Source organism: Subtercola boreus, assembly GCF_003399625.1.
GTDB classification, from domain to species: Bacteria; Actinomycetota; Actinomycetes; order Actinomycetales; family Microbacteriaceae; genus Subtercola; species Subtercola boreus_C.
On the sequence record NZ_NBXA01000021.1, the window covers coordinates 254,532 to 272,122 of the forward strand.

The window sequence follows — 17,591 nt, forward strand, 5'->3', positions numbered from 1 at the left end:
ATAATCACCAGATATAAGTTCAGAACTGATTGCTTGCCCGGCTGACGGCAGATCGGGTGGAGGCGGTGACCGAGAACTTCGTGTTCTGTCCCCACACCCGCGTCGGGCCGACCAGGCGGCGAAGATCGGGCTGGTAGGCGAGGGACGAATTGAACACGGTGAGCAGCAGTCCGCCCGGCCGGAGCACCCGCCCCGCGTCACGGAAGAGGGCGAGAGCCACCCCGGTGTGTACTGAACTCCCCACATGGAAGGGCGGATTGCAGACGATCAGGTCTGCCGACGCATCCGGTTGCAGCGCAAGCCCGGCGTCACGCACCACCTGCACCCCGGCGAGCCCGTTGGCAGCCATCGTCTCGCTGGCGGAGGAGCACGCCGCCGCGGACTGGTCGCTGGCGATCACCGTGAGCGACGGGAAGCGTCTCGCCAGGACGGCCGCGATGATTCCCGTGCCGCACCCGAGGTCGATGGCGGTGAGGGAACGCTCCGTCGGCAGAGCAGCGGTCACCTCGCCGACAGCCCGCTCGAGGAACTCCAGCACGAACCGCGTACCGATGTCGAGACCCACGCCGGCGAACACACCTCCGTGGGCGGCGACGGTGAGGCCGAGCTCGGCGTTGTGCTCGCGCTTCGGATACGGCAGGGCATCCACCGGCCGACGCGCGCCGCGAGCGACGAGCACCCGTGACTTCTGCCGGGCGAGCGAGGCATGCACCTCGGAGAAGTGCACCGCGAGGGTGTCGTTCATGGCATGGGTGAGGTGCTTGATGCGGCCACCGCCGAACACCACGACCTCCGGATGGGCGTACCGCGCGATGGCGTCGGCGAGCTCGTCGAGCTCGGCAAGACCGCGCGGCAGCTGAAGAAGCACCACGCGTGCGCCCGAGAGGAGCTCCTCTGTCAGGGGAAGCGGAAGATACCGGTCGGCCAACCCGGCGGCTTCGGCGTTGCGGGCCAGCGCCTGCTCCCCCACCAGCCTGTCCTGGTGGGTGCGGATGCCCGCCAGCCCGAATTCGGCGGCGGCCCCCAGCGTGAGCGCCCCGTACCGGTCGCCGATGACGACCACCTCGCCGGCGCTGCTCGCGGCGAGCATCCCCGCCGCCTCGTCGAGCACCAGCCGGTCGCTCGCATCGCTCGCGAACAGGTTCGGTGCTTCGATGTCGGGGCTTCGCCGCAGCGTCTCGAACAGTTCGTACATGCGTCCCAGTCTGGCCCACACCACCGACGCTCCCAGCCCGCCACCGCGACCGCGACCCTCCTTCCGGCCGGTGGGGTATCGTCGTCTCACGCAACCCGGGGGGACGCACACCATGGCAGATCGCTCCGTACGACTCACCGGCCTCGACGTCGCGCGTGCCGTCGCCGTGCTCGGTATGTTCGTGGCCCACACCTGGCCGGACTCCCCCGGCCTCTTCTCCTCGGTGCTCCAGGGGCTCGCGGGTGGTGAACGGCCGCGCACCCTCTTCGCCGTGGTGGGCGGCCTCTCGCTCGCCCTCTTCGTGCAGAGCCTCACGGGACGGCCCGGCTACGACAGCCGCCGCATCCGCCAGACGGTGGCCGTGCGCGGAGTCGCACTCATCGCCCTCGGCCTGTTCCTCCAGACCATGTACAGCGGCGTGTCGATCGTGCTCGACACCTGGGGGCTGCTCTTTCTGTTCTTCCTGCCGCTGCTGAGGATTCCGACACGCTGGCTGGTGGGCGGCGCCGCCGTCGCGCTGCCGATCGGCGTCGCCCTCGACCTCGCGGGCGCGGGCTGGGATCCGCACCTGAGGATCCCCGGCAGCATCTTCACCCAGCCCCTCGACTGGTTCGTCGACGGGAGCTATCCGCTCCTCATCTGGATCGCGTTCCTCGCCGTCGGGTATGTGCTGGCCCGGCTCGACATCGCGAAGAGGCGCACGCAGCTCTGGATGCTCGGCTGCGGCCTCGCCGTGGGGGTGGCCGGGCAGCTGGTGCAGAAGTACGCGGTGACTCCGAAGACGTTCCCCGCCGAGCTGGTGCTGCACATCTCCGCCGTCGGAGTGGCTGCAGCGCTCGTCGGCGGGCTCTGCCTCGTCAGCACGAACCGGATCGTCCGCGGCATCCTGTACCCGCTCGCCTCGGTGGGGATGATGCCCCTCACGATCTACACGGGCCACGTGCTGGTGCTGTCGTTCCGCTACTGGCTCGACCCCGGCCAGCCGGTGAAGAACCAGCTGGCGTGGCTGGTGCTCACGCTCGCGAGCCTGGTCTTCGCGACCCTCTGGCGGCCCCTGTTCGGCCAGGGACCCCTGGAACGCGTACTGCGGGCGCTCGACGGCAGCCGAAGAAGAAACGAAGTGCGCCCTACCGGGATCGAACCGATGACATCCACGGTGTAAACGTGGCGCTCTACCAGCTGAGCTAAAGGCGCTTGGTGCCAAAATTCTACAGGCAGCGGAGAATTTTACAGGCAGCAAAGAGCCTACACTCCGGCGGGCTCGAGCTCCTGCAGGGCGGCGCGATAGGCCTCGATGGAACGCGCCTCGCCCGGCGCCGTGATGAAGCTGGCACGGATGATGCCGTGCGTGTCGATCACGAACGTCGCCCGGTTCGAGAACCCCTTGCCGTCGAGGAAGACCCCGTATTCCTTGGCGACCTCACCGTGCGGCCAGAAGTCGGCCAGGAGGTTGAAGTCGAAGCCCTTCTCCTCGCTCCATGCGCGGAGGGCCGACTTCGAGTCGACCGAGATGCCGAGGAGTTCGACGCTGTTGTCGCGGAACATCGCGATGTTGTCCTCCAGCGTGCAGAGCTCGCTGGTGCAGACGCCGGAGTAGGCGAGCGGGAAGAAGACGATCACCACGGGCTTGATGCCGCGGAACTGGCTCAGACGCACCTTCTCGCCGAACTGGTTCGAGAGTTCGAAGTCGGGGGCGAATGTGTCGTTTTCGAGTGCCATGACGGCGATCCTTCCGGTGGCAGGTAATTTGCCCGCCAGACCCAATCATCCAGTCTATTCCTCCAATCAGCAGACAACCCCTCCGCGAGGGCGTCTCGGCCGACTCGGATTCACTAGGCTTGAGGGCGGTGTGGATTCCGTGAACCGGAGACCCCAGCCATGAATGATCTCTACAACCCAGAAGAGAGAGGTTGACGTTGACTGTCAACGATCAAGACCCGTATTCGGTGACCAACATCGATGCAGATCCCGATGAAACCGCCGAATGGTCCGAATCCCTTGACGCTCTGGTCGCCGCTCGCGGCCACGGCCGGGCGAGGGAGATCATGCTCAGCCTGCTGAAGCGCAGCAAGGAGTTGCACCTCGGCGTTCCGATGGTTCCGACCACCGACTACATCAACACGATCGCCTCCGAGAACGAACCGGAGTTCCCGGGCAACGAGGACATCGAACGCCGCTACCGTGCCTGGATCCGCTGGAACGCGGCCATGCTGGTGCACCGTGCACAGCGCCCCGGCATCGCGGTCGGCGGCCACATCTCGACCTACGCGTCGAGCGCCAGCCTCTACGAAGTCGGTTTCAACCACTTCTTCCGCGGCCAGGATCACCCGGGCGGTGGCGACCAGGTCTTCATCCAGGGCCACGCCTCCCCCGGAACCTACGCCCGCGCCTTCCTCGAGGGCCGGCTCGACGAGAACCGGCTCGACGGTTTCCGCCAGGAGAAGTCTCACGCCGGCGGCGGCCTCAGCTCCTACCCGCATCCGCGCCTCATGCCCGAGTTCTGGCAGTTCCCCACCGTCTCGATGGGCCTCGGCCCCATCAACGCGATCTACCAGGCCCAGTCGAACAAGTACCTCACCAACCGCGGCATCAAGGATGCCAGCGACCAGCAGGTCTGGGCGTTCCTCGGAGACGGCGAGATGGACGAGGTCGAGAGCCGCGGCCAGCTGCAGGTGGCAGCCAACGAGGGCCTCGACAACCTGAACTTCGTGATCAACTGCAACCTCCAGCGGCTCGACGGCCCGGTGCGCGGCAACGGCAAGATCATCCAGGAGCTCGAGAGCTTCTTCCGCGGGGCCGGCTGGAACGTCATCAAGGTCATCTGGGGCCGCGAATGGGACTCGCTGCTCGCGAACGACACCGAGGGCGCCCTGCTCAACCTGATGAACACGACTCCGGATGGCGACTTCCAGACATACAAGACCGAAGACGGCGGGTACGTGCGCGACAACTTCTTCGGCCGCGACCCGCGTGCCCTGAAGCTCATCGAGGACTACAGCGACGACCAGGTCTGGGGCCTGAAGCGCGGCGGCCACGACTACCGCAAGGTGTACGCAGCCTTCAAGGCGGCGAGTGAGCACAAGGGCCAGCCCACGGTCATCCTGGCCCACACCATCAAGGGCTACGGCCTCGGCAAGAGCTTCGAGGGCCGCAATGCGACCCACCAGATGAAGAAGATGACGCTCGACAACCTCAAGCAGTTCCGTGACGAGATGCACATCCCGATCACGAACGCCAAGCTCGAGGAGAACCCGTACCTCCCGCCGTACTACAACCCCGGCGAGGGCGACGAGGCGATCGAGTACATGCACGAGCGGCGTCGCGCGCTCGGCGGCTACCTGCCCGAGCGCCGCACGAAGCACACTGCGATCACACTGCCCGAGGATTCGGCCTACGCGATCATGAAGAAGGGCTCCGGAACGCAGGAGATCGCCACCACCATGGCGTTCGTCCGCCTGCTGAAGGAGATGACGAGGTCGAAGGACTTCGGCAACCGCGTCGTGCCGGTCATCCCCGACGAGGCCCGCACCTTCGGTATGGATGCGTTCTTCCCGAGCGCGAAGATCTACAACCCGAACGGCCAGCACTACACGTCGGTCGACCGCGACCTGCTGCTCGCCTACAAGGAGAGCCCGCAGGGCCAGATCGTGCACGTCGGCATCAACGAGGCGGGCGCCCTGGCGGCCTTCACCGCGGCTGGCACCTCGTATTCGACGCAGGGTGAGCCGCTCATCCCGGTCTACGTCTTCTACTCGATGTTCGGCTTCCAGCGCACCGGCGACGCCCTCTGGGCCGCTGGCGACCAGATGGCACGGGGCTTCGTGATGGGCGCCACCGCCGGTCGCACCACGCTCACCGGTGAGGGCCTGCAGCACGCGGATGGCCACAGCCACCTGCTCGCCTCGACCAACCCGGCCGTGGTGTCGTACGACCCCGCCTACGGTTATGAGATCGGCCACATCGTGCGCGCCGGACTCGAGCGGATGTACGGCGGAACCCACACCGACCCGAACGTCATGTACTACATCACCCTCTATAACGAGCCGATGGTGATGCCGGCCGAGCCGGAGAACGTCGACGTCGAGGGCATCGTCAAGGGCATCCACCACCTGAAGTCCGGCTGGGTCGACGGGGGCCCCCGGGCCAACGTGCTCGCGTCGGGTGTCGGTGTGCCGTGGGCGCTCGAGGCCCAGCAACTGCTCGCCGACGACTGGGGAGTCTCCGCAGACGTCTGGTCGGTCACGAGCTGGACCGAGCTCCGCCGCGACGGCCTCAGGGCTGAGGAGCACAATTTCCTGAACCCGAGCGAGCAGCCGCGCGTGCCCTATCTGACCGACAAGCTCTCGGGTGCCGCGGGGCCGTTCGTGGCGGTGAGCGACTACATGCACGCGATCCCCGACCAGATCCGGCAGTTCGTGCCCGGCGACTACGCGACGCTCGGGGCCGACGACTTCGGCTTCAGCGACACGCGCCCCGCCGCCCGCCGGTTCTTCAAGATCGACGGCCCGTCGGTCGTGGTGCGTGTGCTCGAACAGCTCGCCGCTCGTAACGAGGTCGACCCGAACGCCCCGCAGTGGGCGATCGACAAGTACCGGCTGCACGACGTGTCGGCCGGAACGTCAGGGTCGGCGGGCGGCGAGAGCTGACCGGCGCACGCTGAGGCGCACGGCTGACTCACGATGGCCCGCACGAAAGAACAGACGCTCGCCTGGCTCCGCACGGTGTCAGGCGAGCTGTCGACGGCGACGATCAAGAAGCTCGACGAGACGCTTCCCTGGTATGGCGACATGCCGCCGGGGAGGCGCTCGGCCGTCGGGCTGGTTGCGCAGGCTGGTATCAAGTCGTTCATCACCTGGTACGACGACCCCACCACGACCACGTGGATTGCCTCCGACGTCTTCGGTTCGGCCCCCCGGGAGCTGCTCCGCTCGGTGAGCCTGCAGCAGACGCTGCAGCTGATCCGTGTCGTCGTCGAGGTGGTGGAGGAACGCATCGCGAACGGCGACCAGTCCCTCCGTGAGGCGATCCTGCTCTATTCGCGGGAGATCGCCTTCGCTTCGGCCGACGTCTATGCCCGGGCCGCCGAAGCACGCGGACTCTGGGATGCCCGGCTCGAAGCCCTTGTCGTCGACTCCATCCTCTCGGGTGAATACGACGACGAACTGCCGAGCCGGATCGCCGCGCTCGGCTGGCACGGGCACGGTGAGGTCAGCGTGCTGGTCGGCACGACGCCCCGGATGCTCGACGTCGACCAATTGCGGCGCACCGCCCGGCATCTCTCGGCTGATGTGCTGATCGGGGTGCAGGGCGGCCGGCTCGTGCTGGTCATCGGTCGTTCGCAACCCGCCGTCGGGTCGGCTGACGAGCCCCTCCCGGGCGCCGCGGTGGCCCCGACGCTCTCGTTCATGGACATCGCCCGTGCGCTCGAACCGGGGTTCGGCCCGGGCCATCTCGTGCTCGGGCACGAGGTTCCGAGCCTCGTGGAGGCGTCGCGGAGTGCCAAGGCGGCTCTGGCCGGATTCGCTGTTGCGAAGTCCTGGCGGAACGCCCCCCGCCCCGTCTACGCTGACGACCTGCTGCCCGAGCGGGCCCTTGCCGGTGATCCTCTCGCGCGCTCGACCCTGGTGAACCGGGTGTACCGGCCCCTCCAGGACCAGAGCCCGGAGCTGATGACCACGCTCTGGTGCTATCTCGACAACGGGCGCTCTCTGGAAGGCACCGCCCGCGAACTCTTCGTGCACCCGAACACGGTGCGCTACCGGCTGAAGCGCGTCTCGCAGGTCATCGGCTGGGACGCCACGGGTGCCCGGGAGGCCCTCATCCTGCAGTCCGCGCTCATTCTCGGGTCGATGAACGAACCCGAGCCCTCCGTCCGGAGGCGCTGATTCCGTCTCAGCGAGAGGCTTCCTACAGCCTTTCCGCGAATCTTTGATCGCTTTCTCACATCACTCCGCTCCACATCCTTGAAAGACTGAACCCATGATCGTCATCGTCTGCCCCGGACAGGGCTCCCAGACTCCCGGCTTCCTCGCGCCCTGGGTGGCTGAGCCGGCCTTCGCCGACCACCTCGGCACACTCTCCGAACTCGCAGGCCTCGACCTGCTGACGTACGGCACCGAGAGCGACGCCGACACCATCCGTGACACCCGCATCGCCCAGCCCCTCATCGTCGCGGCCGGTCTTCTCGCTCTGGGGGCGCTCCTGGCCGACGGCCGCCGCTCGGCTGTCGGCGGTGTTGCCGGCCATTCCGTCGGCGAGATCACGGCCGCCCAGGCTGCGGGCATCCTCACCGAAAGCGAGGCCATGACGTTCGTGTGCGAACGCGGCTCGGCCATGGCAGGGGCGGCAGCACTGGCTCCCACCGGCATGAGTGCCGTCGTCGGCGGCGACGAGGCAGAACTGCTCACCGTTCTCGAGACGCTCGACCTGCAGCCGGCGAACTTCAACGGGGGCGGCCAGATCGTGGTCGCCGGCGCGCTCGACAGGCTGGCCGAACTCGCCACGCTCGCTCCGCGCGGTGCCCGGGTCATCCCGCTCCAGGTCGCAGGCGCCTTCCACACCCGCTACATGCAGCCCGCGGTGGAGCGCCTCACCGAGGTTGCGGCCACGCTCACCCCGGCCCATCCGTCGCTGACCATCTGGACCAACCGGGACGGCGGCGTCGTCGACACGGGTGACGCATTCCTCGACCTGCTCGTGGGCCAGGTCTCCTCGCCCGTCCGCTGGGATCGCACCATGGCCTCGTTCCAGGATGCGGGCGTCACCGGCATCATCGAGGTCGCTCCCGCCGGGGCCCTCGTCGGCCTGGCGAAGCGAGGGCTGAAGGGCGTGCCGTCTGTCGCCGTGAAGACTCCCGACGACCTGCCGGCAGCGATTGCACTCCTCACCTCGGCCCAGGCCGGCTCGGAGGCCTCCTCATGACGACTCCGCGCCTGAAGCAGGCAACCGGCCACGAATTCACCCGCATCCTCTCGTTCGGTGCCGCACGCGGCAGCCTGGTGGTCGGAAACGACCAGCTCATCGAGGCGATCGACTCCTCAGACGAGTGGATCCGGCAGCGCACCGGCATCGTCGAACGTCGCCGTGCGCCCAAAGAGGTGACGGCCGTGGATCTCGCAGTCGAGGCGGGCCTCGAGGCGATCGAGCGGTCGGGCATCCGGGCCGACCAGATCGGTGCCGTCATCGTGGCGACCGTCAGCAATCCCGTCGTCACCCCCTCGGTCTCCTCGCTCGTCGCGCACCGCGTGGGGGCCGGCACCGCCGCCGCCTATGACATCGAGGCGGCCTGCGCAGGATATGCGTACGCCATCGCCCAGGCCGACTCGCTCGTGCGCGTGGGCGTGGCCGACTACGTGCTGGTCATCGGCGCCGAGAAGCTCTCCGACTTCGTCAGCCCCACCGACCGCTCCATCTCCTTCCTGCTCGGCGACGGCGCGGGAGCCGCAGTCGTCGGGCCGAGTGACTTCCCCGGCATCTCGAAGTCGATCCTCGGCTCGGACGGGTCGAAGTGGGGTGCCGTCGGCATGGACGGCACGTACACGGGCTTCCGCGCCGGCGACAACGAATGGCCCACCATGCGCCAGGACGGCCAGACCGTGTTCCGCTGGGCGGTGTGGGAGATGGCGAAGGTTGCGCAGCAGGCACTGGATGCCGCGGGAATCACTGCCGACGAGCTCACCGCGTTCATCCCGCACCAGGCGAACATGAGAATCGTCGACGAGTTCGCCAAGGTGCTGAAGCTGCCCGCGAGCGTGCTGATCGCGCGAGACATCGTCACAACAGGAAACACCTCTGCCGCGTCGATCCCCCTTGCTGCGCACCGCCTGCTCACCGAGCATCCCGAAGCCGCCGGCGGGCTGGCCCTGCAGATCGGTTTCGGCGCGGGGCTCGTTTTCGGCGCGCAGGTGGTCGTTCTGCCGGGGAACACGCCCAGCCTGACCTAAACTGAATGTCGCCTCAAACGACACCGCCTCACTGGAGAGAGCATCCCCGCCTTCCAGGGGCACCACCCAAGGAGAAAAAACAATGGCATTGTCCACCGAAGAAGTTCTCGCCGGCCTCGCCGAGCTCATCAACGACGAAACCGGAATCGCGGCTGACACGGTGGAGCTCGACAAGTCGTTCACCGACGACCTCGACATCGACTCCATCTCGATGATGACCATCGTGGTCAACGCCGAAGAGAAGTTCGACGTCAAGATCCCCGACGAAGAGGTCAAGAACCTGAAGACCGTCGGCGACGCCGTCACCTTCATCACGAACGCACAGGCGTAACCGCTTCCCGTTCGCTTCCGGATGACCGGGGTCGCCGTCCGCGCCCCCGGTCTCCTGCACCACTGATCTCCTGAACCACAGAAAGTTCCTCGCATGAGCAAAAGAATCGTTGTCACGGGAATCGGTGCGACCACTCCCCTGGGCGGAACCGCCGAAGAGAGCTGGCAGGCCCTCCTGGGCGGCGTCTCCGGCAACCGTGCGCTCGAACAGGACTGGGTTCAGAAGTGGGACGTTCCGATCACCATGGCCGCCCAGGTCGTGGTGCCCTCGGTCGACGTACTCTCGCGCCAGGAGACGAAGCGCCTCGACCCCAACAGCCAGTTCGCACTGACCGCTGCCCGCGAAGCCTGGGCCGACGCCGGTTCGCCCGGTGTGGAGCCCGAACGCCTCGGAGTGAACTGGGCGACCGGAATCGGTGGCCTCTGGACCCTCCTCGACGCGTGGGACACCCTGCGTGAGCGTGGACCCCGCCGCGTGCTGCCGATGACCGTGCCGATGCTCATGGCGAACGGTGCGGCCGCGGCGATCAGCATGGATATCGGAGCGCGCGCGTTCAGCCGCACCGACGTCTCCGCGTGCGCTTCGAGCACCGAGTCGATCGCAAACGCCTACGACCACCTCCAGGCCGGCCTCGCCGACGTGATCATCGCGGGCGGCTCAGAAGCGTGCATCCACCCCCTGCCCATCGCCTCATTCGCCGCCATGCAGGCCCTCTCGAAGCGCATGGATGACCCGGCCACCGCCTCCCGCCCGTACGACGTCACCCGTGACGGATTCGTTCTCGGCGAGGGCGCCGCAGCCGTCGTTCTCGAGACCTATGACCACGCTGTCGCCCGCGGAGCGAAGATCTACGCAGAACTGCTCGGTGGCTCCGTCACCAGCGACGCATACCACATCACAGCACCCGACCCCGAGGGTTCGGCCGCGGCGCGCGCCATGAAGGCCGCTGTCGAGAATGCGGGCTTCTCGCTCAGCGACGTCGGCCACATCAATGCCCACGCGACGAGTACGCCGGTCGGCGACATCGCCGAGTACAACGCCCTCCGACGGGTGTTCGGCGAAGCGGTCGAAGGCATTCCCGTCTCGGCGACCAAGGCCTCGACGGGCCACCTGCTGGGCGGCGCGGGAGCGATCGAGGCGATCTTCGTCGTCAAAGCCCTGCAGGAGCGCCTGGCCCCGCCGACCATCAACCTCACCGAACAGGATCCGGCGATCCTCCTCGACGTCGTGACAGAGCCCCGTGCCCTGCCCGAGGGAGACCTGCTGGCAATCAGCAACTCGTTCGGCTTCGGCGGCCACAACGCTGTGGCGGCCTTCAAGACGCTCTAGCGCCGCTAGCCGACTGAGTGCAACCAGACCACCGGGGCGAAATCGCTCGCGTAACGGAACGGCTCCAGTTCGTCGTCCCAGGCCTGGCCGAGGGCCAGTCGCAGCTCGCGGTGCAGTTCGAGCGCATTGGTGCCGGCCGTCTCCATCGCCGCACGCACGCGGTCTTCAGGGATGACCGTGTTACCGGCGCTGTCGGTCTGGGCGAAGTAGATGCCGAGGTCGGGCGTGTGCATCCAACGCCCGCCGTCGCGACCGGGAGCGGGATCCTCGGTGACTTCGTAGCGGAGGTGTTCCCAGCCGCGGAGGGCCGACGCTATGGCGGCGCCGGTGCCTGCGGCACCCTCCCAGTAGAACTCCGAACGCTGCGAACCGCGAAGCACGGGCTGCTCGATCCACTCGAAGTTCACGGCACGACCAATGGCGCGACCTGCGGCCCACTCGACGTGAGGGCAGAGCGCGCGGGGAGCGGAGTGAACGTAAATCACTCCGCGTGCGACTGATGCCACCATCTTCATCTCCATTCGTGAGGTACGTCTTCCCCAACGACCTGTGAATGGATGCTCGGGCCAAGAGACCCTGAACGGTGACCTGCGTGTTCAGTTGTGGCTCGACCTCCCGGCCGTGCACTCGTCCCAGTATGCACGACTGGCCGGGCGAATCACAAGGCTGTGATTCGCCGATCGTATACTCGGTAGATAATTAGACGGGCGCACCTGTGGCCGGCCGTCAGCGATGAAGGGGAGTTCTCCGTGTCTGTGCGGTCCGGCATCCTCGCAATCCTGACACTCGGGCCAGCGTACGGACTCCAGCTCCACACGGAGCTCGAAATGCGCACGGCCCGCGCACAGAGAATCAACGTCGGCCAGATCTATTCGACCCTGAACCGCCTGACGGACGCCGGGCTCGTCCACCCGGTGGCACGGGATGACGAGGCCCAGCTTCCGCGCTACTCGCTCTCCCCGGCTGGCCTCGCAGAGGCTCGCCAGTGGATCGCCACCTGCGGGCCCGGAAAGCCCGACTGGGCCGAGATGGTTGAGCACATTCTTCTCGTCGCCACACTCCCGGGCGTCGATCCGGGGCCGTTGATCGTCGACTACACCGCAGCCTGGGGCGCTTTGCAGCGAGGCTCTGAGCTCGGTACGGGCTCCGGAGGCGACGGAGTCGCGCGGGTAGCCGGGAAGGCCGACCAGCTGCTCTCATCGGCGGCGTTGAGCTGGCTCGACGACCTGTGCGCCTCGATCGACAGGGGAGACATCCAACCGCACCCGCTCTCGAGCGAACGGCCACGGCGAGGACGACGACCTCACCAGCCGAGCTGACGCTCGTTCAGATCCGTTTCGCCTGCAGACCCTCCCGCACGAACCGGGCGATCGCTGAAGCTCCGCGAACACTCTCGACGATCGTGTAGTGGTTGACCTCCCTCACCTCGCGAATGAGAAGGTGCGACACGTCGGCGGTCGTCAGTTCGACTTCCCGGGGTGCGTAGATGCCGGGCACGTGGTTCGAGAGATCGCGCGCTGCCGTCAGAAGGAGAAGAGGGCCGGGTGCCTCCTTCAGCCGCCGACGAATGGTCACGGTGCCGCTGAGTTCGCGGGTATCCACGTCGATCGCCTCGGAGCACGCGATCGGCCGGAACTCGATGCTCGCGTCCTTCGCGATCACCTCATCGACGAGATAGTCGGCGTACTCCTCGGAACGGGGTGACCAGACCTTCGCGAGAGCAGGGTGCAGTTGCCAGAAGCGCCGGTGGGAGGCACGACTGCTGAAGGCGAAGTCGACCCGGGACTTCGGCCGTCCGCAGACCAGCTCGACCAGATCGTCAGTATGCAGGGAGAGCGGTACCGTGAGCGGGAGCCCGCCGTCGACGAGCACGACCTGCACGATCATCCCCGGTCGGGCCGCGGCGACACCCAGAGCCACGAAGGCACCGAGGGAGTGACCGATGAGCGTGACCTCCGACAGCTGCAGGGCATCCGCGACGCACAGCACGTCGTCGATGTGTGCATCGATGCCGTACGGGCCCGGGAGATCGGCGCTCAGGCCACGACCGCGGAGGTCGGGGGCCACGATCCGGGCTTCCGGAAGCTGATCGGCCAGCCATGCCCAGGAGAGATGCGCTCCGGCGAGCGAGTGGAGCGCCAGCACGACGGGCGCCGACGCGGAACCCGCCGTCTGCAGGGACGCCGGAGACCACTCCCCCACGCGCATGACGCCGCCCCGAACCGCAATGTCCTTGGTGAGGTGTCTGTCGACCGGTTGCGAGGAAGATGTGTCCACCGATGAAGGTGCTGGCATGCGTCTATCCCAATTCTGAGGCACGCCGCCCGAAGGTGCGCGCCCGGTGATGCTGTCCCCTAAGACCCATGGAAAGCGGGCCGTGAAAACGATAACGGCACACCGCAGCCGCGTCAACAAAGGAATTCAGAATGCTATTGCCGAAGTCTCAGCCGTCACCACAGGCCCCGTGAGGCGGCGCTGCACCGGCATCCGCTCCGGACGCTGTATCGTGAAGGAGCAACGAGAGCCATGGCCCTCCGCGCACGGGGCGTTAGCTCAGCTGGTTAGAGCAGCGGACTCATAATCCGTCGGTCGCGGGTTCAAGTCCCGCACGCCCTACTTTCACACTGCCGACATGGCAGGGGGAGCCGTCGCTCAGTGCGCTGCGTCGGACTGCTCGGGCGTCACATCGACGATACGGATCGACGATGTGTTGAGCGACTCGGCCGCCATGATCTCGTCGATGGCCGCAACATCCACTGTGCTCTCGCCGCGGTAGAGGCGCTCGAACGTCACGATCGTGCGTACCAGGTCGTGCTTCTCGATGAGCTTCAGAGAGGCGTTCTTGAAGGCGTCGAGTTCGTCCTGCGGCAGGCGGAGGAGCGATTCGATCCGGTCTGCCATCTGCTGGGCGTCGCCGGGCGCGAAGAGGTAGCCGTTCACGCCGTCCTTCACCAGGTGCGGGAGCGCCATCGCATTGGCGGCGACGACGGGCAGGCCCGAGGCCATCGCCTCCATGGTCGCGATGCTCTGAAGTTCGGCGATCGACGGCATGCCGAAGATGGTGGCATTCGTGTACGCCTCGCGCAGTTCGTCTTCGGTCACGTAGCCGCTGAAGTGCACCCGGTCGCCCACCCCCAGGGTCTTCGACACGTTCTCGAGGTGCTTCAGCAGGTCGCCGCCACCCACGATGTCGAGCTGAACGTCGAGATCGGAGGGCACCAGGCTGACAGCCTTGATGAGCACATCGATCTGCTTCTCGCCCGTGACGCGGCCCACGAACAGGATCCGGTTGGCCGTGCGACGCTCGAAACTCGGGGTGTAGTTGTCGGCGTCGATGCCGCAGGAGATCGCGAGCACTCCGTCGAGCCCCGTCGACTTCTCAAGGAATTCCGCGGCCTTCTGGGTCGGCGTGGTCACGACGTCGGCGCGGCCGAAAGTGCGCTTGGCAGCCTTCCAGGCCATGCCGACGGCCTTCTCCTGCCACGACTTCGGCAGCAGGGTGAACTCGAGCAGGTTCTCGGGCATGAAGTGATTCGTGCCGATCACGCGCACGTTGCCGCGCTTGCGCGCAGCAATCGACAGGCCGCGGCCGACGATGATGTGCGACTGGAAGTGCACGACGTCAGGGTCGACCTCGGCCAGGATGCGGTCGCTGTTCTTGTTGATGAACCACGGTTCGGCAAAGCGCAGCCAGTCATGCGGGTACCAGCGGAAGCTCCGGAGGCGATGCACCGTGATGTTCTGGCCGTCGTAGGACTCGGTCCAGGTGCCGTGCTTGCGGGAGGCCGAGGGCGCGACGACATGAACCTCGTGCCCGCGTGCAGCCAATCCGGATGCCAGACGCTGCGAGAATCGCGCACTGCCGTTCACGTTCGGCGAGAAAGTGTCGGCACCGATGATGACTTTCAAGGGCTTCGCGGGGGCTGCGTCTGCTGAAGCAGGGTTTGTGCCGGAAGAAACTGACAAGTGAGAACTTTCTGATTCGGGACGAGGAGGTCGAGCATCCGAGGATTGTTTCGCTGTGGGGGTGAATCTACCCTAGTGAACGGACTGTGTGGAGTGATTCGTGACGGACTTCACACCGGTTTGGGGGTGGTACCGCGCAAGGCCGAACACTCCGACGATTGCGAGGACGCCGGACAGCACGAAGCCGACCAGGGCCAGGGGCGGAGCGAGGGATGCTTCTCCGAGCACGATGATGCCGATACCGACGGCCACCAGCGGGTCGATCACGGTCAGTCCGGCGATGACGAGGTCGGGCGGGCCGGAGGCGTAGGCCGTCTGTACGAAATACCCGCCGAAGGCTGCGGATGCCAGCAGCCCCACCAGACAGACGAACGTCAGCCACTCGAAGTCGCCCTGCTGGAGCCGGCTGATGACGACCTTCGCGAGCGTGGCGACGAACCCGTAGAGCACGCCGGCGCCGAGGATGTACGAGACGGCGCGCATCCGCTCCCTGAACAGAACGAACAGGGTGATGAAGGCCGCGAGCACAACAGCCAGGATGATGACGATCGTCACCAGCTGCGCGTCGTCGATCGGCTTGTCGACGGCGGTGAAGGCAGCGATGAGCACGAAGATCGCGACCCCGCCGACGCACATGACGATGGAGACAACGGATGCCCGGTTGAGCTTCGTGCGGCTGATTCGGGCGTTCAGGACCGAGGTGATGACAAGAGCCACCGCGCCGAGCGGCTGCACCACGATGATCGGCGCGAAGTTCAGGCTCGTGAGCTGGAACACGATTGCGAGGCCCAGCATGAGAGTGCCGAGTACCCAGGACGGACGACCGAGGAGCGCCAGGAGCTGGCGCACATCCAGGCCACCGCTGACCTCGCGGCTGGCGGCCTCGACCTTCGCGACCCCCCTGTGCTGGAACTGCGCACCGAACGAGAGGAAGACAGCGCCGATCAGGGCGATGGGGATCCCCACGGACTGGAAGAGGTTCGGGGCGAGCTCGGTCACAGCTTCGAGTTCGGGAGGCACCGTTCGACAGTATCGCGGTTTCTGCGCGGATAGGCTTGGCGACATGGCTGTTCTTCCCATTCGGATCTTCGGCGATCCCGTACTCCACTCCCCCGCCCTGCCCGTCACAGCGTTCGATGACGAGCTTCATCGCCTCGTCGCAGACATGGTCGAGACCATGCACGCCGCGCCTGGTGTCGGTTTGGCAGCACCGCAGGTCGGTGTGGCGCTCCGCCTGTTCGTCTACGAGTACACGGACACCGACGACGTGCTGCATTCGGGTGCTGCGGTGAACCCGGTGCTGCTGATCAGTCCCCCGCCCGTGGAGGAGGCGCACGAAGACCTCGACGCGGAGGGTTGCCTCTCGTTTCCCGGCGAGCGGTTCCCTCTGGTGAGGTCGACCGATGCGCTCCTGCGGGCCTACACCGTCGACGGCGAACCCTTCGAAGTCAGTGCCACTGGTTGGCTCGCGCGCATCTTCCAGCACGAATACGACCACCTCGACGGATATCTGTATGTCGACCGGCTGGAGTTCTCGTATGCCAAGGCGGCTTCGAAAATCGCGCGCAAACGCAGCTGGGGAAGCCCCGGACAGCAGTGGATGCCCGGGGTCGACACATTCGACGGCGGAGCCTGAGCGGCCGCACTCGCGCTTCTCCCCTCCTGGCGTCGGCCTCGAATCGTCGTCTCGCCACCAGTGCGGTATGCTTTTCCCTGCTGCGTTTCGGCAGTGCGCTTCGGTTGATTCCATCTGAAAAGCACTCCAACGGTTTCGTGATAACGTGACTAAGCTGTTTCAGCATTCCTCGATAGCTCAATTGGCAGAGCAGCCGGCTGTTAACCGGCAGGTTCTTGGTTCGAGTCCAAGTCGGGGAGCGAAAGGCCACTCAGGGCTCCACCCCGGGTGGCCTTTTTTGTGCCCTGTCTTGCCTGGCTCTCTCTTGTCTGGCCCTGTTCTGTTGGCAGGGTCTGGGTGTCTGGTTCCAGTCGAGTGTTGCGGGTGGGATGACGTGGGGGGTGCCATTTCGGATGGTCAGTTTCCAGCGTGTTTTGTGCACGTTCGAGTGGTGGAAGTGGCAGAGCAGAGCCCCGTTGTCGAGGTCCGTCAGCCCGCCCGGATGCGCTGGGGATAGCCACCCGTCGACATGATGCGACTCGCACCAAGACGGTGGTGCGTTGCAGCCTGGCCAGACACACCCGCCGTCGCGTGCGGCCAATGCCCGGTTCTGTGCGGTGGTGAACAGGCGCCGGGTCTTGCCGTGCTGGAGGACCTGCCCGTGCTCACCGAACAGGGTCGTGATGACGTCCCCATGACACAGGAGCGTCTCAACGGTGCTGTACGGGACGGGTTCCGTGAGCCCATCGATCCACCCCACACCCCGCCCCGAGGTCACATCCTCGAGGGTGGCGTGCAGGTTCACGGTCGGAGCCGCACCATTCAGCCGTGGCACGGCTGGGTCCTTCGCCCCCAGCTCGATCAGCTGCACCAGGCCGTCGGCGCGCTTCTGACCCGCACTCCGCACATCCGCGGTAGTCGCGTCAGCCTGTGCGCTGCCATCGGACGTATCCGAAGCAAGCGGCTCCGGGGCGTCGGGTTGGAAGGACACGATCCGGGGGGAGGTGAACGGTTCCAGGGCGGCGCCGATGACCCCGGCCATCGAGCCTGTCAGCATCCCCGTGACACGGGTCATCCCCGAACAATGCGGCGTCAACGTCAGGAAGCGGCGTTCGAACAGGTCCGCGTCCCGGGGTTCCGTACCGTCAGGGTCGAGGTGCTCCCGGTACCGAATCGCAAGATCATCGACCTCCCGAACCGAATACCCAAACC

Annotated in this window: 16 protein-coding genes and 3 tRNA genes; 11 read left to right on the top strand and 8 right to left on the bottom strand. The window is 66.5% G+C overall.

The annotated features are described in order from the left end of the window. Positions 1-19: 19 nt before the first annotated feature. Positions 20-1,195 (bottom strand): class I SAM-dependent methyltransferase, encoded by a 1,176-nt coding sequence (locus B7R21_RS10735; RefSeq protein ID WP_116283250.1) that lies wholly within the window; start codon positions 1,193-1,195, stop codon positions 20-22. 712 nt (positions 1,196-1,907) lie between these two features. On the opposite strand from B7R21_RS10735, the gene B7R21_RS20975 reads away from it, so the two are divergent. Continuing rightward, on the top strand, positions 1,908-2,357 hold the full coding sequence (locus B7R21_RS20975) for a DUF418 domain-containing protein (protein WP_367379401.1): 450 nt from the start codon (positions 1,908-1,910) through the stop codon (positions 2,355-2,357). Here B7R21_RS20975 and B7R21_RS10745 read toward each other — a convergent pair. After that, positions 2,317-2,389, bottom strand: a tRNA-Val gene (locus tag B7R21_RS10745). The genes B7R21_RS20975 and B7R21_RS10745 overlap by 41 nt on opposite strands. 51 nt (positions 2,390-2,440) lie before the next feature. After that, positions 2,441-2,914, bottom strand: a complete 474-nt coding sequence (locus tag B7R21_RS10750; protein WP_116283251.1) for a peroxiredoxin — start codon at positions 2,912-2,914, stop codon at positions 2,441-2,443. 197 nt (positions 2,915-3,111) lie between these two features. Here B7R21_RS10750 and aceE point away from each other — a divergent pair, with 197 nt between their 5' ends. The 6 genes from aceE to B7R21_RS10780 all read left to right on the top strand — a co-directional run bounded on the left by aceE (position 3,112) and on the right by B7R21_RS10780 (position 10,798). Then, positions 3,112-5,841: a pyruvate dehydrogenase (acetyl-transferring), homodimeric type gene (aceE, locus tag B7R21_RS10755; RefSeq protein ID WP_116283277.1), complete on the top strand. Its 2,730-nt coding sequence runs from the start codon at positions 3,112-3,114 to the stop codon at positions 5,839-5,841. Between the two features lie 33 nt (positions 5,842-5,874). Beyond that, entirely contained in the window at positions 5,875-7,080 is a 1,206-nt protein-coding gene (locus tag B7R21_RS10760; RefSeq protein ID WP_116283252.1) for a PucR family transcriptional regulator, read from the top strand. 94 nt (positions 7,081-7,174) lie between these two features. After that, positions 7,175-8,116 (top strand): ACP S-malonyltransferase, encoded by a 942-nt coding sequence (locus B7R21_RS10765; RefSeq protein ID WP_116283253.1) that lies wholly within the window; start codon positions 7,175-7,177, stop codon positions 8,114-8,116. Next, entirely contained in the window at positions 8,113-9,138 is a 1,026-nt protein-coding gene (locus B7R21_RS10770; protein ID WP_116283254.1) for a beta-ketoacyl-ACP synthase III, read from the top strand. The genes B7R21_RS10765 and B7R21_RS10770 overlap by 4 nt, the downstream gene beginning before the upstream one ends. Before the next feature lie 82 nt (positions 9,139-9,220). Then, positions 9,221-9,469 carry an acyl carrier protein gene (locus tag B7R21_RS10775; RefSeq protein ID WP_116283255.1) on the top strand — a complete coding sequence of 83 codons (249 nt, stop codon included), beginning with the start codon at positions 9,221-9,223 and terminating at the stop codon, positions 9,467-9,469. A gap of 93 nt (positions 9,470-9,562) precedes the next feature. Continuing rightward, on the top strand, positions 9,563-10,798 hold the full coding sequence (locus B7R21_RS10780; protein WP_116283256.1) for a beta-ketoacyl-[acyl-carrier-protein] synthase family protein: 1,236 nt from the start codon (positions 9,563-9,565) through the stop codon (positions 10,796-10,798). 5 nt (positions 10,799-10,803) lie between these two features. Here B7R21_RS10780 and B7R21_RS10785 read toward each other — a convergent pair whose 3' ends face one another. Continuing rightward, entirely contained in the window at positions 10,804-11,307 is a 504-nt protein-coding gene (locus tag B7R21_RS10785; protein WP_116283278.1) for a DUF3145 domain-containing protein, read from the bottom strand. Between the two features lie 240 nt (positions 11,308-11,547). On the opposite strand from B7R21_RS10785, the gene B7R21_RS10790 reads away from it, so the two are divergent. Then, the gene (locus B7R21_RS10790; protein WP_172592129.1) at positions 11,548-12,117 is read left to right on the top strand and encodes a PadR family transcriptional regulator; all 570 of its coding nucleotides are present in this window, start codon (positions 11,548-11,550) and stop codon (positions 12,115-12,117) included. Positions 12,118-12,124: 7 nt separating this feature from the next. Here B7R21_RS10790 and B7R21_RS10795 read toward each other — a convergent pair whose 3' ends face one another. Then, positions 12,125-13,075, bottom strand: a complete 951-nt coding sequence (locus B7R21_RS10795; RefSeq protein WP_172592130.1) for an alpha/beta fold hydrolase — start codon at positions 13,073-13,075, stop codon at positions 12,125-12,127. A gap of 265 nt (positions 13,076-13,340) precedes the next feature. Between B7R21_RS10795 and B7R21_RS10800 the strand changes: the two genes are divergently transcribed. Then, positions 13,341-13,414 (top strand) — tRNA-Ile (locus B7R21_RS10800). A 36-nt stretch (positions 13,415-13,450) separates the two neighbouring features. Here the strand turns inward: B7R21_RS10800 and B7R21_RS10805 are convergent. Continuing rightward, positions 13,451-14,764, bottom strand: a complete 1,314-nt coding sequence (locus B7R21_RS10805; protein ID WP_253259750.1) for a glycosyltransferase — start codon at positions 14,762-14,764, stop codon at positions 13,451-13,453. 72 nt (positions 14,765-14,836) lie between these two features. Then, positions 14,837-15,784: a DMT family transporter gene (locus B7R21_RS10810; protein WP_253259751.1), complete on the bottom strand. Its 948-nt coding sequence runs from the start codon at positions 15,782-15,784 to the stop codon at positions 14,837-14,839. Positions 15,785-15,827: 43 nt separating this feature from the next. On the opposite strand from B7R21_RS10810, the gene def reads away from it, so the two are divergent. Next, entirely contained in the window at positions 15,828-16,400 is a 573-nt protein-coding gene (def, locus tag B7R21_RS10815; RefSeq protein WP_116283260.1) for a peptide deformylase, read from the top strand. A gap of 166 nt (positions 16,401-16,566) precedes the next feature. Further along, positions 16,567-16,639 (top strand) — tRNA-Asn (locus B7R21_RS10820). An 11-nt stretch (positions 16,640-16,650) separates the two neighbouring features. Here the strand turns inward: B7R21_RS10820 and B7R21_RS10825 are convergent. After that, positions 16,651-17,591, bottom strand: a 941-nt coding sequence (locus B7R21_RS10825; RefSeq protein ID WP_147305870.1) for an HNH endonuclease signature motif containing protein, incomplete at its 5' end; no start/stop codon positions are given.

Bases quoted from the DNA above. Each gene is read 5' to 3' on its own strand.
- B7R21_RS10735 (WP_116283250.1), bottom strand. From the start codon at position 1,195: ATGTACGAACTGTTCGAGACGCTGCGGCGAAGCCCCGACATCGAAGCA.
- B7R21_RS10775 (WP_116283255.1), top strand. From the start codon at position 9,221: ATGGCATTGTCCACCGAAGAAGTTCTCGCCGGCCTCGCCGAGCTCATC.
- B7R21_RS10785 (WP_116283278.1), bottom strand. From the start codon at position 11,307: ATGGTGGCATCAGTCGCACGCGGAGTGATTTACGTTCACTCCGCTCCC.
- B7R21_RS10760 (WP_116283252.1), top strand. From the start codon at position 5,875: ATGGCCCGCACGAAAGAACAGACGCTCGCCTGGCTCCGCACGGTGTCA.
- B7R21_RS10765 (WP_116283253.1), top strand. From the start codon at position 7,175: ATGATCGTCATCGTCTGCCCCGGACAGGGCTCCCAGACTCCCGGCTTC.
- def (WP_116283260.1), top strand. From the start codon at position 15,828: ATGGCTGTTCTTCCCATTCGGATCTTCGGCGATCCCGTACTCCACTCC.
- B7R21_RS10770 (WP_116283254.1), top strand. From the start codon at position 8,113: ATGACGACTCCGCGCCTGAAGCAGGCAACCGGCCACGAATTCACCCGC.
- B7R21_RS10780 (WP_116283256.1), top strand. From the start codon at position 9,563: ATGAGCAAAAGAATCGTTGTCACGGGAATCGGTGCGACCACTCCCCTG.
- B7R21_RS20975 (WP_367379401.1), top strand. From the start codon at position 1,908: ATGCTCGGCTGCGGCCTCGCCGTGGGGGTGGCCGGGCAGCTGGTGCAG.
- B7R21_RS10750 (WP_116283251.1), bottom strand. From the start codon at position 2,914: ATGGCACTCGAAAACGACACATTCGCCCCCGACTTCGAACTCTCGAAC.